The sequence below is a fragment of the Roseateles sp. genome, from assembly GCF_052436255.1.
Lineage (GTDB): Bacteria > Pseudomonadota > Gammaproteobacteria > Burkholderiales > Burkholderiaceae_C > Pelomonas.
This window is the reverse complement of the sequence record NZ_JBQVNP010000024.1, coordinates 35,257-48,164: the sequence shown is the minus strand read 5'-3', so window position 1 is coordinate 48,164 and position 12,908 is coordinate 35,257. Positions and strand designations below refer to the sequence as shown.

The following is a 12,908-nucleotide window of genomic DNA, read 5'->3' as shown; positions in this document are numbered from 1 at the left end:
CTATCCGACTTTATGGAACGTCGCCGTGTGATTGCTGCGGCCGGTGAATTGAGTAACTTGATCGCCTTTGCCAAATCGGAAGCTAACGTGATTGGTGCCGGTGTGACTGTGCATGTCGAAGACGACCCTAACAAGCGGATGAGTTGTGCTGCACTTGTCACCCATGCACTCGTTGATCGATGCAAGTGCTTCAACCCGCCAGCGCAAATCTGCCCCACAAACGGCAGCGCCAGGTTGTTGCGTCTTTACCAGTTGCCCAACGATAAAGGCGTGACATTCAAGGCCACGGCGTCAGCATGGTCGGGTTTGAACCAAGCCTTTTCCTTTATTCGCAAGAATCGCGTTCAATCAGAGAGGGATGTCACGCTCACCGTAACTGGCAAGCGGACTGGCGCACAGCTGGTAGTCAGCATCAATGATGCTGGCCTCGCCAAGACATGTTCGCCAGTTGGGCGGGTCGGGGGATTTCCGACATGCTGAACTCGATTCACCGCCGAAATCAGCGCGGCCTCAGCCTCGTCGAGCTGATGGTGGGCATCACAATCGGCCTGATCGTTGCTGCGGGTGCCTCCATGGTGGCTGTCAATCAGATCAATGAGCACCGCCGGCTGATGCTCGAAGTCCAGGTCCAGCAGGACTTGCGCACGGCCGCTGACATCCTGCAGCAGGATATCCGGCGGGCGGGTTACCGTGGGTTCGCGCAATATGCCGTTTGGCAGCCGGCCTCTGGCGTGGGTACGCCTTTTGAAGTGCCGGCGCGGGCGGCGAGCGCCAGCCCGTATGCCAGCGCTGTCAGAAGCGACACCACATACAGCCGCGAACTAAGCTACAGCTATTCTCGCGTCGCCAAGAATTTCAAAGACACGCCATTCGACAATGAACAATTCGGCATCAAATGGAACAAGGGAAATAATGTTCTATATTTGAAGCTTGGAGTCGCGAATGGAGTGGATAACTGGCAACCCATCACCGATCCTGAATCCGTCAAGATCATTGGTTTCGATATCGACATCACGTCGCAAGCGTCGGATTTGAATGGGTTCTGTGACAATCCATGTGCCGGCGCGGCCTGTCCGCCGCCGCCGCAGCAGATTGTGCGGCGCGTATCGTTCACGATCAGGGGTCAGGCCAACCACGACCCCAATATCATCAGAACGTTGAGCGGCGTCGAGCGGATTCGAGCCGACGCACTGACCGGGGCCTGTCCGCCATGAGCGCGATTTCCCGGCCACGAATCCTCGCGCCTCAGCACGGCGCAGCAACGCTCGTCGTTGTCATGGTTCTGTTTCTGGTGATGGCAATGCTGGCCGCCTACGCCAATCGCACCATGATGTTCGAGCAGCGCATTTCGAGCAGCTATTTCCGGGCCAGCGTTGCCCAGGAGGCTGCGGAGGCCGGCCTGGAGTGGGGCATTGCACAATTGAACGGTGAGGCCATCAATGGCAGTTGCGAGCCAGTTCCCACGGGTGGCACGCGGTTCATTGACCGCTACCTGAGCTTGTCGGTAGCGGATCGCGCCATCAGGCAGAGCGGCGCCTTTGTCGCTTCGACGCTGGTGGATTGCACACGAAACGGGAATGGCTGGACTTGTCGCTGTCCGGCGCTCGGTGCCTGGGCCGCTCCCGCACCAGCAGCCGGAACAGCGGTCACGCCCAGCTTCGGCATCCGCATCCAGCCGCTCAATGATGCTGCTTTGCCGTCCGGTGCCGGCACCGTGCTGCTGAAAAGCCTCGGGTGTACGCAAAGCGTCGTCTCGACCTGCGCGGGCGGAGAACTGAATAGCAGGGCAGCGCAGGGCGCGATCGTGCATGAGGCGCTAGTAGCGCTCGTCAGTGCCGTGCGTTCGCCGCCAGCGGCGCCGCTGGTCGTGAAGGGCGACGTCACGGTGACCGGTACGGGACTCGGCTTGCACAACACCGACCCGCGTTCGGCGGGCTCGCTTTATGCCATCGGAGGCACTGTCACGGGATTCAACGAGAGCCGGCTCAGCAGCGTGCCTGGAACGTCACCAAGCCAGGCTCGCATTGCGGGGGACGACACCCTTCGAGACTCTCCGGACGTCTTCAAGATGTTCATGGGCGCCACCAGGGCGCGCTACTTGCAGCATCCGTCGTTGCGGCAAGTGACCTGCAGTGGGGATTGCGCGGCGACGCTCGCAGCGGCCTATGCCGCAGGCAAGCGGATCATCTGGGTCAATGGCGACATGACCATTCAGAGCAGCCAAACCCTGGGCAGCGTCTCGGATCCGGTGGTCATCATCGCCGGGCGTGACATCACGCTGAGTGGAGCCTTTCGGTTGAATGGAATGCTCGTGGCCGGCAGGCATGTCCATTGGAGCAACGCGAGCGGCGGTTCGATGATCGTCGGCATGCTGTTGGCCGAAGGCAATGTCACCACCGCTGGGGTCATGGACATCGTCTATCAGCCGGCTATCGCCGACCAGTTGCGTAACCGCGTCGGCAGCTTTGTCCGCGTGCCCGGCGGCTGGACCGACGACAACGTCCAATGACGACCGGACCGCAGCCATGATGCCCGCCGTCTTTCTGATTCGTCGCTCCCGCCAGCGTGGCGTGACATTGATCGAGGCGCTCGTCGCGCTGATGGTCATGTCTTTCGGCATGGTCGCTCTGGTCACGCTGATGGGTAACCTGCGCCGCAGTGCGGACGTCGCAAAGCAGCGCAGCGAAGCCGTACGGCTCGCCCAGGCCGACCTGGCGCAGATGCGCTCTTTTTATACGCTGGAGAAACCGAACCCGGCCAACCCCGCAGAGTTTGACTACGAAAACGACGTCGTCTCGAACGCCTGGGGAAGAACGCTGGCTGACTCCAACACCACGTTCGCGATTACCCGCAGCGTCAGCGAGTTGACCGCCGGCGGCGAGATTGCCGCAAGGTCGGTTCAGGTCACGGTCACCTGGAAAGACCGAGCTGCGAAATCGACAGACGGATCGCAATCCCTCGACCTCTCCACGCTCGTGGCGCGGGTCGAACCTGCATTTTCCGGCGCGCTCAGCATCGCCCCGCCGCCCGGCGGCATTCGTCAGCCGCAGGACAGGCACCCGGCTATTCCGGCGGGCGCGGCTGATCTGGGCAACAAGACCAGTGCATTCCGACCCAGCGCACTTGCCAACAATGTCTGGGTGTTCAGCAACGTCACGGGCTTTGTCACGCAGCTTTGTTCCATCGCACCGGCGACAGCTTTGACGTTGAGCAACGTCGCCGCCGCCGGCTGCACCAGCGCCCTGGGTTTTCTGGTGAGCGGCACCATCAACTTTTCCACCAGCAACCCGGCCAATGCCAGTGCCCCTGAAGCGACCGCTCTGCCCCTGGACATGATTCTCACGGGCGGCGTCTACACCGTCCCCCGGGTGGACGCCCACGGTGCTGTTGTCAAGGATGCAAACGGCAACGTGATCATGGACCCGGTCACCGTGCCGGCGCCTGCATCGTCGTCCTACCAATGCTTTGACGACGCCCCCAGCACGTCCCCCGTCACGCAGCCCTTCGTCAATTACAGCTGCGTTGTTTTTCCGGCTGCCGCCCCTGTGCCTACATGGTCGGGCAGCCTGCAAATCACCGGCTTGAACATCGGAACGACGGCCAGCGACTATCGCGTTTGCCGGTACAGCGCCGACTACAACGGCAATGGCAACCCCTTTGTCGATGACCGGTTGGTGTGGGACAACTACGAGCATCCCGCGACTTACGCCAACGTCACGGGCTCGTTGCCCCGCCAGAACTTCCTGGTCGTCAAAGGCGATGTGAGCTGCCCCACCGCCCCCGCAGTCAATTTGTATACCGGCGTGTTCGCCGACTACTCGACCGTTCAGCTGCAGCCCTGACCACTCGCTAGACTGCCGGCATGAATTCGCCTGCAATCGCGGCGGCGTTGCGCCGCGCGCTATCATTGGCCGAACAGGCCATCGGGCTCAGCGATCCCAACCCTCGCGTCGGCTGCGTCATCGTTGACGCGAACGGCAATGAACTCGGTGCCGGCCATACCCAGGCGGCTGGCCTGGCGCATGCGGAAGTCATGGCCCTGCGGGATGCCGCGGCTCGCGGTCACGACGTCCGCCGCGCAACGGCGATCGTCACGCTCGAACCCTGCTCTCATCACGGCCGCACGCCGCCCTGCTGCGACGCCCTGATCAATGCCGGCATCGGCCGCGTGATATCGGCCGTCAAAGACCCCAACCCGCAGGTCGCCGGCCAAGGCCTGGCTCGCCTGGCAGCCGCTGGCATCCAGGTCGAACTCGCCGATCCAGCGACCGCTGAAGCAGCACGCGAACTCAACATCGGCTTCTTCTCACGCATGCAACGCGGCCGGCCCTTCGTGAGACTGAAGTCGGCAATCTCACTCGATGGCCGCACTGCCATGCCCGACGGACGCAGCCAGTGGATCACCGGCGAGGCCGCGCGCGCCGATGGCCATGCCTGGCGCAAGCGCGCCGGCGCCATCCTGACGGGCATAGGCACCGTGCTGGCCGACGACCCGCGCCTGGATGTGCGGCTGGCGGTGACTGCCCGACAGCCTTTGCGCATCGTGCTGGATCCACAGGGCCGGATGCCAGCCCAGGCGCGCATCCTGCAAGCGCCCGGTGAAGCCCGTGTCATCGGCCCCGGCCGCGCCGATCTGGCCGCGCTGCTCGCCGAACTCGGCGCCCAGGGCATCAACGAACTGCATGTCGAAGCCGGGCCGACGTTGTCTGGCGCCTTTCTCGAAGCCGGCCTCGTCGACGAGCTGCTGATCTACCAGGCGCCCATGCTGATCGGCGAAGGTCGCCCGCTCGCGGCGCTCGCAGCGCTGGCGCGGCTCGAGGATGCGCGCCGCTGGCGCTTGATCGAAGCCCAAGCCATTGGTCAGGATCTGCGTCTTCGCCTGCGGCCAACCTAGGGTCGCCACCTACAATCGCCGGCTATGCCCATCTCCCCCATTCCCGAGCTGGTGGCCGAGCTGGCCGCAGGTCGCATGGTCATCCTGATCGACGAGGAAGATCGTGAGAACGAGGGCGATCTCGTCCTTGCCGCCGACCTCGTGACCCCGGAGGCCATCAACTTCATGGCCAAGCACGGCCGCGGCCTGATCTGCCTGACCCTCACGCGCGAGCACTGCGAGCGCCTGCAGCTGCCGCCGATGACACGCCGCAACGGCACCCAGCACGGCACCGCCTTCACGGTCTCCATCGAGGCCGCCACCGGCGTCACCACCGGCATCTCAGCGGCCGACCGCGCCCGCACGGTGCAGGCCGCCGTGGCCGCCGATGCCAAGGCCAGCGACCTGGTACAGCCCGGCCACATCTTCCCGCTGCAGGCCCAGGACGGCGGCGTGCTGATGCGCGCCGGCCATACCGAAGCCGGCTGCGACCTGTCTCGCATGGCCGGCCTGTCCAGCACCTCGGTCATCTGCGAAATCATGAAGGACGACGGCAGCATGGCGCGGCTGCCGGACCTGGAAGTATTTGCCGCCGAACATGGCCTCAAGATCGGCACCATCGCCGACCTCATCGAGTACCGCAGCCGCCACGAAAGCCTGATCACCCGCATCACCGAACGCCGCTTGAACACGGCCCAGGGCGAGTTCGACTGCCAGGTTTTCACCGACCGCACCGGCGCCGCGCATCTGGCCCTCAGCCATGGCCAGTGGACGCCGGACGACGAAGTGCTGGTTCGCGTCCACGAGCCGCTGTCGGTCATGGACCTGCTGGAAGCCGGCCCCTGCGGTCATTCCTGGGCCCTGCCCGCCGCGCTCGCAGCCATTCAGGCCAGCCCCTCCGGCGTGGCCGTGCTGCTGAACTGCGGCGAGGACGCCGCCAGCGTGCTCGCACGCGTGCAGTCCTGCGAACCCGCACCGGCGCCCAAGGGCGCGATGGACCTGCGCACCTACGGCGTCGGCGCCCAGATTCTCAAAGCCCTGGGCGTACATCGCATGAAGCTGCTCGGCAGCCCGCGCCGCATGCCCAGCATGACCGGCTATGGTCTCGAGGTGACGGGCTTCGTCGCCCCTCCCGTTTGTTGAATCCAAAGAGGCACGCAATGCAAGATTCCGAACAAGGCCTGCCCAGCGCCGAGGGCGTACTCGACGGCAGCGAGCTCAGCATCGCCATCGTGCAGGCGCGCTTCAACGACTCCATCACGTCGGCCCTGGCCAGCGCCTGCGTGGCCGAGCTGTCGGTGCTGGGCGTGCCGGCCGAGGCCATCCGACACGTCACCGTGCCCGGTGCGCTCGAAGTGCCGCTGGCCCTGCAGGTGCTGGGCGAAAGCGATGACTACGACGCCCTCATCGCGCTGGGCTGCATCATCCGCGGCGAGACCTATCACTTCGAGCTGGTCGCCAACGAAAGCGGCTCGGCCGTGACCCGCGTCGGGCTGGACCATGGCATTCCCATCGCCAACGCCATCCTGACCGTCGAGAACGAGGCGCAGGCCTGGGCCCGCGTCGAGCCCAAGGGCCGCGACGCCGCGCGTGTCGCCGTTGAAATGGCCAATCTGTTGAAAGAGATCGAGTGAACGCCACCCCCGCCAAGACCGCCACCAAGACGGCTGCAAAGACTGGAAATGCCGCCGGCGCCAGGCGCGCGCCCGTCAAGTCTGCCCGCCGCCGTTCACGTGAGGCCGCCGTGCAGGGCCTCTACCAGTGGCTGCTGACCGGCGAGGACCTTGGCGCCATCACGGCGCTGGGCCGGGAGCAGGACGGCTACGCCAAGCTCGACGTCAAGCACTACGACGCGTTGCTGTCAGGCTGTGTCAACGAAGCTTCCGACCTCGATGCCATCCTGTCGCGCCACGTCGACCGCAAGACGACCGAACTCTCGCCCATCGAGCACGCCATCCTGATGATCGGCGCCTACGAGCTCAAGCACTGCGTCGACATCCCTTACCGCGTCGCCATCAACGAAGCCGTCGAGCTGGCCAAGTCCTTTGGCGGCACCGACGGGCACAAATACGTCAACGGCGTGCTGGACCGCGCTGCGGGCGATCTGCGCCCCAACGAGGTCGCTGCTAAGCGCTGATCTCCGAGCCGTGAAACTCGCCTCCCGGCTCGACCGCATCGAGCCTTTCTATGTGATGGAGCTGGCCAAGGCCGCCGGCCAGATGGCGGCCGGGCCGCTCTGCGATCCGGCCCAGGGTGGTCGTCGCATGATCCGGCTGAACGTCGGTGAACCCGACTTCGGCGCCGCCCCCGCGGTGCGAGAGGCGGTGGCACGCGTCGCGCAAGGCCCAACGCCCTACACCGACGCCCTAGGCCTGCCCGCCCTGCGCGAGGCGATCTCGCGTTGGTACGCCCAGCGCTTCGGCCTGGCCATCGCAGTTGATCGCATCGCCATCACGGCCGGCGCCTCGGCCGGCCTGCAGCTTGCCTGCCTCGCCCTCTTCGAGCGCGGCGACGAGGTGCTGATGCCCGATCCCTGCTACCCCTGCAACCGCCACTTCGTGACGGCGGCGGACGCGACACCACGCCTGCTGCCCACCGGTGCTGCCGAGCGCTTCCAGCTCGGTGCGAACCAGGTGCGCGAGGCCTGGACACCGGCGACACGCGGCGTGCTGCTGGCCTCGCCGAGCAACCCCACCGGCACATCCATCGCGCCGGAGGTGCTGGCCGACATCGCTGGCGTCGTGCGGGAACGCGGTGGCGTCACCGTCGTCGACGAGATCTATCTGCCGCTGAGCTACGAAGCACATTTCAGCCACACGGCGCTTGCGCTCGGCGACGACATCGTCTCGGTCAACAGCTTCTCCAAGTACTTCGGCATGACCGGCTGGCGACTGGGCTGGCTGGTCCTGCCCCCTACCCTCGTGCCGGCCATCGAGCGCCTGGCGCAGAACCTCTACATCTGCCCGTCCACGCTGGCGCAGATGGCAGCGCTGGCCGCCTTCGAACCCGCGTCCATCGCCGAGTTCGAACGCCGCCGCGCGGTCCTGCGCGAGCGCCGCGACTACATCGTGGCCGCCCTCAACGACCTGGGCCTGACCGTGCCCGTGCCGCCGGACGGTGCCTTCTATGCCTGGATGGACATCAGCCGCCACCATGCCAACAGCTGGACCTTCGCCCACGAGCTGCTGCAAAGCGCCCAGGTGGCGCTGACACCAGGCCGCGATTTCGGCCTGGCCGACCCGCAGCGCTGGATGCGCCTGTCCTTCGCCTCGTCGATGGAAGACCTGCAGGAAGCAGTGGCGCGCCTTGGAAAGGTCCTGGCATGAGCTTCCAGTTCGCAGTCCGCGTGTATTGGGAGGACACCGACGCCGGTGGCATCGTCTTCTATGCCAACTACCTGAAATTCTTCGAGCGCGCCCGCACCGAGTGGCTGCGCGCGGCCGGCGTCGAGCAGCATCAACTGCGCGAGGACACCGGCCTCGTCTTCGTCGTCGCCGCGACCAACATGCGCTACCTCTCGCCAGCGCGGCTGGACGACCTGCTCAGCATCACCGTCGAGCCCGAGCCCGCCGGCCGCGCCAGCCTCGTCGTGCGCCAGCGCGCGCTGCGCGGTGACACGTTGCTGGCCGAGGGCGAGATCCGCATCGGCTGCGTGCGCGCCAGCGACCTCAAACCCCAACGCCTGCCCGACTCCGTTGTCGCAGCGATCACCGCATGAACCAAGACCTCTCCATCGTCTCCCTGATCCTGCATGCCAGCCTGGCCGTGCAGCTCGTCATCGCGGGCCTGTTGCTCGTGTCGCTGGCGAGCTGGAGCGTCATCTTCGGCAAGCTCATCGGCCTGGGCCAGATCAAGCGCCGCAACGACGCCTTCGAGGCCGAATTCTGGAGCGGCAAGAACCTGAACGACCTCTACCAGTCCGTCGGCAACCGCGCCGACGCCGCCCCGCTGGAGCGCATCTTTGCGTCCGGCATGCGCGAGTTCATGAAGCTGCGCGAGAAGCGCGTGACCGACCAGGGCGCCTTGCTGGACGCCGCCCGCCGCGCGATGCGCGCCAGCTTCCATCGTGAGCTGGATGCCATGGAGCACAACCTGTCCTTCCTCGCCTCGGTCGGTTCGGTCTCGCCTTACGTGGGGCTGTTCGGCACCATCTGGGGAATCATGCATGCCTTCGTCGGCCTGTCCAACCTGACGCAGGTGACGCTGGCCACCGTCGCGCCTGGCATCGCCGAGGCCCTGGTCGCCACGGCCATCGGCCTGTTCGCGGCCATCCCGGCCGTGCTGGCCTACAACCGCTTTGCCCGCCAGATCGACCGCAGCGCGATCACGCTGGAGACCTTCATCGAAGAGTTCTCCAACATCCTGCAACGCAACGCGACGCAACACTGATGGCTTCAGTCTCCGCCCGCGGCGGCCGCCGGCGCCGCACCATGAACGAGATCAACATGGTCCCGTTCATCGACGTCATGCTGGTGCTGCTGATCATCTTCATGGTCAGTGCGCCGCTGATCACGACCGGCATGGTGGACCTGCCCAGTGTGGGGAAGAGCCGCCAGCAGCCCGAGCATGTCATCCAGATCATCGTCGGCACCGACGAGAAGCTGAAGATCAAGGTCGACCAACTGGAACCTGAATCGATTCCGGCCAACCGGCTGGCCGAGCGCGTCAAGAAGGCGCAGGGCAAGGACGCCAACAACCCGGTCGTCATCTCCGCCGACAAGAACGTCAAGTACGAGGCGGTCGTGCAAGTCATGGACACGCTGCAGCGCGCCGGCATCCAGCGGGTCGGCCTGGCCGTGAAGAGCGGCGCGCCATCCAACTGATGACCACGGCTGCCCTGCGTCCCCCCGAGACCGCCGGCCTGGGCCGGGGCATTGTGTTTGCGTTGTGCGCGCACGGCCTGCTGATCCTGGCGTTGACCTACGGGCTGAACTGGCGCAGCGATGCTTCGCCCGCCTTCGAGGCCGAGCTTTGGTCGGCCGTGCCGCAGGTGGCCGCACCGCGCGAGGAAGCGCCACCCGAACCCGAACCTGAGCCGCCGAAGCCTGACATGCTCGCCCAGCAGCGAGCCGCAGAAGAAGCCGCCGCCGAACAGCGCGAGGCTGAAATCGCCATCGCCAAGGCCAAGAAGCTCAAGGAAGACAAGGCCCGGGAGGAGGCCGAGAAGCGCGAGCGTGACAAGGCCGCCAAAGACAAAGCGGCCAAGGACAAGGCCGCAAGGGAGAAGGCAGACAAGGAAGAGCAGGACCGCAAGAAGGCCAAGGCCGCCAAGGAAGCCGACGCCCGCCGCGAGGCCCTGCGGCAGGAGAACCTGCGCCGCATCCATGGCATGGCCGGCGGCACGCCGGGTTCGACCGGCGCCGCAGCGCAGAACTCGGCACCGTCATCCGGTTACGCCGGCCGCATCAAAGGCAAGATCCGGCCCCTCATCATCTATGCCGAAGAAGGCGCCGCCAATCCGACGGCGGAAGTGCAGGTCACCCTCGGCCCCGACGGCCGCATTCTCGGTACCCGGCTGCTCAAGCCCAGTGGCGACGGCGAATGGGACCGCGCAGTGCTGCGGGCCATCGACAAGGCCGAGACCCTGCCGCGCGATGTCGACGGCCGCGTGCCGCCGGTGCTGATCCTGACCTTCAGGCCACGCGAATAAAGCGGTCCACGGACCAGCGGCCCGCGCCCCAGAGCGCGACGGCCAGGGCCAGCACGCCCCACAGCTGATGCTGAGCCACGGCGGCCGGCGTCAAGTCGTCGGGCATCAGTGACAGCACCGCCATCAGGTTGACGACGAACAGGCCCGCGCCGGCAAATCGCCCGGCCAGGCCCAGCACCAGCAGCACCGGCAGCACCAGTTCGCCGGCCGTGCCCAGGTAGGCGGCCAGGGCCGGCGGCAGCAGCGGCACCTGGTAGATGTCGTTGAACAGGGCCAGCGTCGACGACCAGTCGCGCAGCTTGGTCAGGCCCGACAGGAAGAAGACCTGCGCCACGTAAAGCCTCGCGCCCAGCAACGCCAGCGACTGCAGATGGCTGACGACGCCGTCGAGCGGTGCCGGCAGCCGGGTCGGCTGAAGGCCGGGGTCGGTGAAGGCGCGCAGCGGGGCGGAAATCAATGCGTTCATGACGTCGTCCTGGATGGGGGTGCAGACCTGACCCCATGAAGCCAGGCCTTCTGCAGCGCGGCTTGAAGCCAGGCGCCGAAGTCGAAGTCGGGTTCGGGCGCAGAACCTTTCACTTCGGCGCTGGCCAGGGCCTCGGCCAAATTCACATCGGCCAGCAACGCACGCATGAAGCGCGTCTCGCCAGCCGACAGGCGCTGCGATTCACCGCGCCAGCCCTGACGCCACACGAGTGCGGCGCCGTCCTGCTGCCGGACCACGGCCAAGCCGGGTCGCAACTGCAACCAGAGCGCTTCGGGCGGCGTCGTGCCCAGCAGGGCCAGCGAGTCGACGGCCAGCTCGGCATCGGCTGCGCGCTCGGCCTGGTGCAGCGCCCAGTCCAGGCGGGCCAGATCCGGCAGGCCGGAGTCTTCGCCGGCCCTGTCGGTCAAGAAGGATTCAAGCGCGCCGCCCCATTGCGCCAGGTCACCACGCTCGGGCGGGTGGGCGCGCCAGAAGCTCCAGGCCAGGGTGGCGAACTCGCCGTCGCCGAGCGCCTCGCGCAAGCGCGTGAAGGGCACGCCCAAGGCCTGCGCCGACAGCGCACGAAGATTGTTGCGATAGGCCGGCAGCCCACGCTCGGCGCCGGTCAGCGCCGCCGGCGCTTCACACCGGCCCAGCAGCGCATCGACGAAGGCCTGCTGTTCGGCCTTCATCGCTGAAGCGCCCTCGCCCGCTCCGCTTCGGCGAGCAGCACGTCCAGCTCGGGCAGGCTGGTGTCCCATTCAATCAGCGTCGGCAATGCGCCCAGGCGCTCAACAGCGTGGGCGTAGACCCGCCAGACCGCGTCGCGCACGCCACTGCCGTGGTCATCGATGACCAGGCCGTCGTCCAATTCGCAATGCCCGGCAAGGTGGATCTCTCCGACGCTGCCGGGGCGGATGGCATCGATCCAGCGCATCGCCTCGCGCGCCGCCTCGTCGGGCGAGCGGCCGGCGTTGCGCGCGTTGACGAACAGGTTGTTGACGTCCAGCAGCAGGCCGCAGCCGCTGCGCCGCGTCAGTTCGTTGAAGAACTCGGGTTCGGCCAGCACATCGCCGCCCAGACCCGCCCAGCCGACGTAGGCGCTGATGTTCTCGACCAGCATGCACCGGCCCAGGCGCTGCTGGACGGCGTCGACATGGCGCACCATCAAGGCCAGCGCCTCGTCATTGAAAGGAATGGGCAGCAGGTCGGCCGCATGCAGGCCCGAGCCCACGCGTGCGAAGCAGGCATGGTCGGACACCCAGTCGGGCTGCACGCGGGAGACCAGTCGCGCGAGGCGGTCCAGATGCCACTCGTCCAGCCCGGCGGCCGAGCCGAGTGCCAGGCCTACGCCGTGCAGGCTGACGCGATAGGCGCTGCGACCAGCATCCAGCACGGCCAGCGTCGCGCCGCCGTCGGCAAAGAAGTTCTCGGCATGGACCTCGATGAAGTCGAGGTCGGGGCGCTGCGCGAGCAGCGCCTCGTAATGCGGCTGGCGCCAGCCGATGCCAACCGAGGACATCGGCCCGGCTGACGCCAGCGCTGAAAAGTCAGCGGGCAAGGCTTACTTCTTCGCCTTGGCCTTGGCCTTGGCCTCGTCGGCCGTCATGCCGCCGGCGCTCTTGCAGCTGCCCTTGGCGACATACTTCCATTCGTCGGCGCTGTTGTCCGTCTTGGCCTGACCGGCGCAGGAATGGCTGCCGCTGAGGCTGCCGCAGTCGTTCTGGCCGGCCTTGGCGATGCCGTAGCACTTCTCCTTGGCGGCCTTGTCCTGGGCTTGCGCGTGGGCGACGAGGCCAAGGGACAGGGCAGCGGCCAGGGCCGAGGACACGAGGGCTTGATTCTTCATGAACAGTTCTCCATAAGGTTGGGGGGCAAGGGCTGCCGATCATGCGGCGGCAGCAACGAAGTCGCAAGAC

At 66.4% G+C, this 12,908-nt stretch carries 17 protein-coding genes; 13 read left to right on the top strand and 4 right to left on the bottom strand.

The annotated features are described in order from the left end of the window. From ACT6S0_RS08330 to tolA, 13 genes are all read left to right on the top strand, one after another. Window positions 1–480: pilus assembly FimT family protein (locus ACT6S0_RS08330; RefSeq protein WP_444763432.1), on the top strand; the 480-nt coding region annotated here is incomplete at its 5' end. Continuing rightward, window positions 474–1,214: a PilW family protein gene (locus tag ACT6S0_RS08325; protein ID WP_444763431.1), complete on the top strand. Its 741-nt coding sequence runs from the start codon at window positions 474–476 to the stop codon at window positions 1,212–1,214. The genes ACT6S0_RS08330 and ACT6S0_RS08325, both read left to right, overlap by 7 nt. Next, window positions 1,211–2,509, top strand: a complete 1,299-nt coding sequence (locus ACT6S0_RS08320) for a PilX N-terminal domain-containing pilus assembly protein (protein ID WP_444763430.1) — start codon at window positions 1,211–1,213, stop codon at window positions 2,507–2,509. Before ACT6S0_RS08325 ends, ACT6S0_RS08320 begins: the two co-directional genes overlap by 4 nt. A gap of 16 nt (window positions 2,510–2,525) precedes the next feature. Beyond that, the gene (locus tag ACT6S0_RS08315) at window positions 2,526–3,842 is read left to right on the top strand and encodes a type IV pilus modification PilV family protein (protein ID WP_444763429.1); all 1,317 of its coding nucleotides are present in this window, start codon (window positions 2,526–2,528) and stop codon (window positions 3,840–3,842) included. A gap of 20 nt (window positions 3,843–3,862) precedes the next feature. After that, entirely contained in the window at window positions 3,863–4,894 is a 1,032-nt protein-coding gene (gene ribD / locus ACT6S0_RS08310) for a bifunctional diaminohydroxyphosphoribosylaminopyrimidine deaminase/5-amino-6-(5-phosphoribosylamino)uracil reductase RibD (RefSeq protein ID WP_444763428.1), read from the top strand. Between the two features lie 24 nt (window positions 4,895–4,918). Next, window positions 4,919–6,016, top strand: coding sequence for a bifunctional 3,4-dihydroxy-2-butanone-4-phosphate synthase/GTP cyclohydrolase II (ribBA, locus tag ACT6S0_RS08305; RefSeq protein WP_444763427.1), 1,098 nt, complete (start codon window positions 4,919–4,921; stop codon window positions 6,014–6,016). A gap of 17 nt (window positions 6,017–6,033) precedes the next feature. Next, a complete protein-coding gene (gene ribH / locus ACT6S0_RS08300) occupies window positions 6,034–6,507 on the top strand; it encodes a 6,7-dimethyl-8-ribityllumazine synthase (protein ID WP_444763426.1) in 474 nt (157 codons plus the stop codon). Next, window positions 6,504–7,010, top strand: coding sequence for a transcription antitermination factor NusB (nusB, locus tag ACT6S0_RS08295; protein ID WP_444763425.1), 507 nt, complete (start codon window positions 6,504–6,506; stop codon window positions 7,008–7,010). Before ribH ends, nusB begins: the two co-directional genes overlap by 4 nt. Before the next feature lie 10 nt (window positions 7,011–7,020). Then, window positions 7,021–8,199 carry a pyridoxal phosphate-dependent aminotransferase gene (locus ACT6S0_RS08290; protein WP_444763424.1) on the top strand — a complete coding sequence of 393 codons (1,179 nt, stop codon included), beginning with the start codon at window positions 7,021–7,023 and terminating at the stop codon, window positions 8,197–8,199. Then, window positions 8,196–8,591: a tol-pal system-associated acyl-CoA thioesterase gene (gene ybgC / locus ACT6S0_RS08285; RefSeq protein WP_444763423.1), complete on the top strand. Its 396-nt coding sequence runs from the start codon at window positions 8,196–8,198 to the stop codon at window positions 8,589–8,591. Before ACT6S0_RS08290 ends, ybgC begins: the two co-directional genes overlap by 4 nt. Then, window positions 8,588–9,262: a protein TolQ gene (gene tolQ / locus ACT6S0_RS08280; RefSeq protein ID WP_444763422.1), complete on the top strand. Its 675-nt coding sequence runs from the start codon at window positions 8,588–8,590 to the stop codon at window positions 9,260–9,262. Before ybgC ends, tolQ begins: the two co-directional genes overlap by 4 nt. Further along, entirely contained in the window at window positions 9,262–9,696 is a 435-nt protein-coding gene (tolR, locus tag ACT6S0_RS08275; protein ID WP_444763421.1) for a protein TolR, read from the top strand. Before tolQ ends, tolR begins: the two co-directional genes overlap by 1 nt. After that, entirely contained in the window at window positions 9,696–10,523 is an 828-nt protein-coding gene (gene tolA / locus ACT6S0_RS08270; RefSeq protein WP_444763420.1) for a cell envelope integrity protein TolA, read from the top strand. The genes tolR and tolA overlap by 1 nt, the downstream gene beginning before the upstream one ends. On the opposite strand, the gene ACT6S0_RS08265 is transcribed toward tolA, so the two are convergent. From ACT6S0_RS08265 to ACT6S0_RS08250, 4 genes are read right to left on the bottom strand one after another with little or no spacing between them, the layout of a single operon-like run. Then, a complete protein-coding gene (locus ACT6S0_RS08265; protein ID WP_444763419.1) occupies window positions 10,507–10,989 on the bottom strand; it encodes a DoxX family protein in 483 nt (160 codons plus the stop codon). The genes tolA and ACT6S0_RS08265 overlap by 17 nt on opposite strands. Continuing rightward, window positions 10,986–11,681, bottom strand: coding sequence for an HvfC/BufC family peptide modification chaperone (locus ACT6S0_RS08260; protein ID WP_444763418.1), 696 nt, complete (start codon window positions 11,679–11,681; stop codon window positions 10,986–10,988). The genes ACT6S0_RS08265 and ACT6S0_RS08260 overlap by 4 nt, the downstream gene beginning before the upstream one ends. Next, the gene (gene bufB / locus ACT6S0_RS08255) at window positions 11,678–12,511 is read right to left on the bottom strand and encodes an MNIO family bufferin maturase (protein ID WP_444763417.1); all 834 of its coding nucleotides are present in this window, start codon (window positions 12,509–12,511) and stop codon (window positions 11,678–11,680) included. The genes ACT6S0_RS08260 and bufB overlap by 4 nt, the downstream gene beginning before the upstream one ends. 42 nt (window positions 12,512–12,553) lie before the next feature. Continuing rightward, window positions 12,554–12,838, bottom strand: a complete 285-nt coding sequence (locus ACT6S0_RS08250; RefSeq protein ID WP_444763416.1) for a BufA1 family periplasmic bufferin-type metallophore — start codon at window positions 12,836–12,838, stop codon at window positions 12,554–12,556. Window positions 12,839–12,908: the final 70 nt, after the last annotated feature.

Coding starts and splice junctions, on each gene's coding strand:
- ribD (WP_444763428.1), top strand. CDS start 3,863: ATGAATTCGCCTGCAATCGCGGCGGCGTTGCGCCGCGCGCTATCATTG.
- ACT6S0_RS08325 (WP_444763431.1), top strand. CDS start 474: ATGCTGAACTCGATTCACCGCCGAAATCAGCGCGGCCTCAGCCTCGTC.
- ACT6S0_RS08320 (WP_444763430.1), top strand. CDS start 1,211: ATGAGCGCGATTTCCCGGCCACGAATCCTCGCGCCTCAGCACGGCGCA.
- bufB (WP_444763417.1), bottom strand. CDS start 12,511: ATGTCCTCGGTTGGCATCGGCTGGCGCCAGCCGCATTACGAGGCGCTG.
- ribH (WP_444763426.1), top strand. CDS start 6,034: ATGCAAGATTCCGAACAAGGCCTGCCCAGCGCCGAGGGCGTACTCGAC.
- ybgC (WP_444763423.1), top strand. CDS start 8,196: ATGAGCTTCCAGTTCGCAGTCCGCGTGTATTGGGAGGACACCGACGCC.
- ACT6S0_RS08260 (WP_444763418.1), bottom strand. CDS start 11,681: ATGAAGGCCGAACAGCAGGCCTTCGTCGATGCGCTGCTGGGCCGGTGT.
- tolR (WP_444763421.1), top strand. CDS start 9,262: ATGGCTTCAGTCTCCGCCCGCGGCGGCCGCCGGCGCCGCACCATGAAC.
- ACT6S0_RS08250 (WP_444763416.1), bottom strand. CDS start 12,838: ATGAAGAATCAAGCCCTCGTGTCCTCGGCCCTGGCCGCTGCCCTGTCC.
- ACT6S0_RS08315 (WP_444763429.1), top strand. CDS start 2,526: ATGATGCCCGCCGTCTTTCTGATTCGTCGCTCCCGCCAGCGTGGCGTG.
- ribBA (WP_444763427.1), top strand. CDS start 4,919: ATGCCCATCTCCCCCATTCCCGAGCTGGTGGCCGAGCTGGCCGCAGGT.
- tolA (WP_444763420.1), top strand. CDS start 9,696: ATGACCACGGCTGCCCTGCGTCCCCCCGAGACCGCCGGCCTGGGCCGG.
- tolQ (WP_444763422.1), top strand. CDS start 8,588: ATGAACCAAGACCTCTCCATCGTCTCCCTGATCCTGCATGCCAGCCTG.
- ACT6S0_RS08265 (WP_444763419.1), bottom strand. CDS start 10,989: ATGAACGCATTGATTTCCGCCCCGCTGCGCGCCTTCACCGACCCCGGC.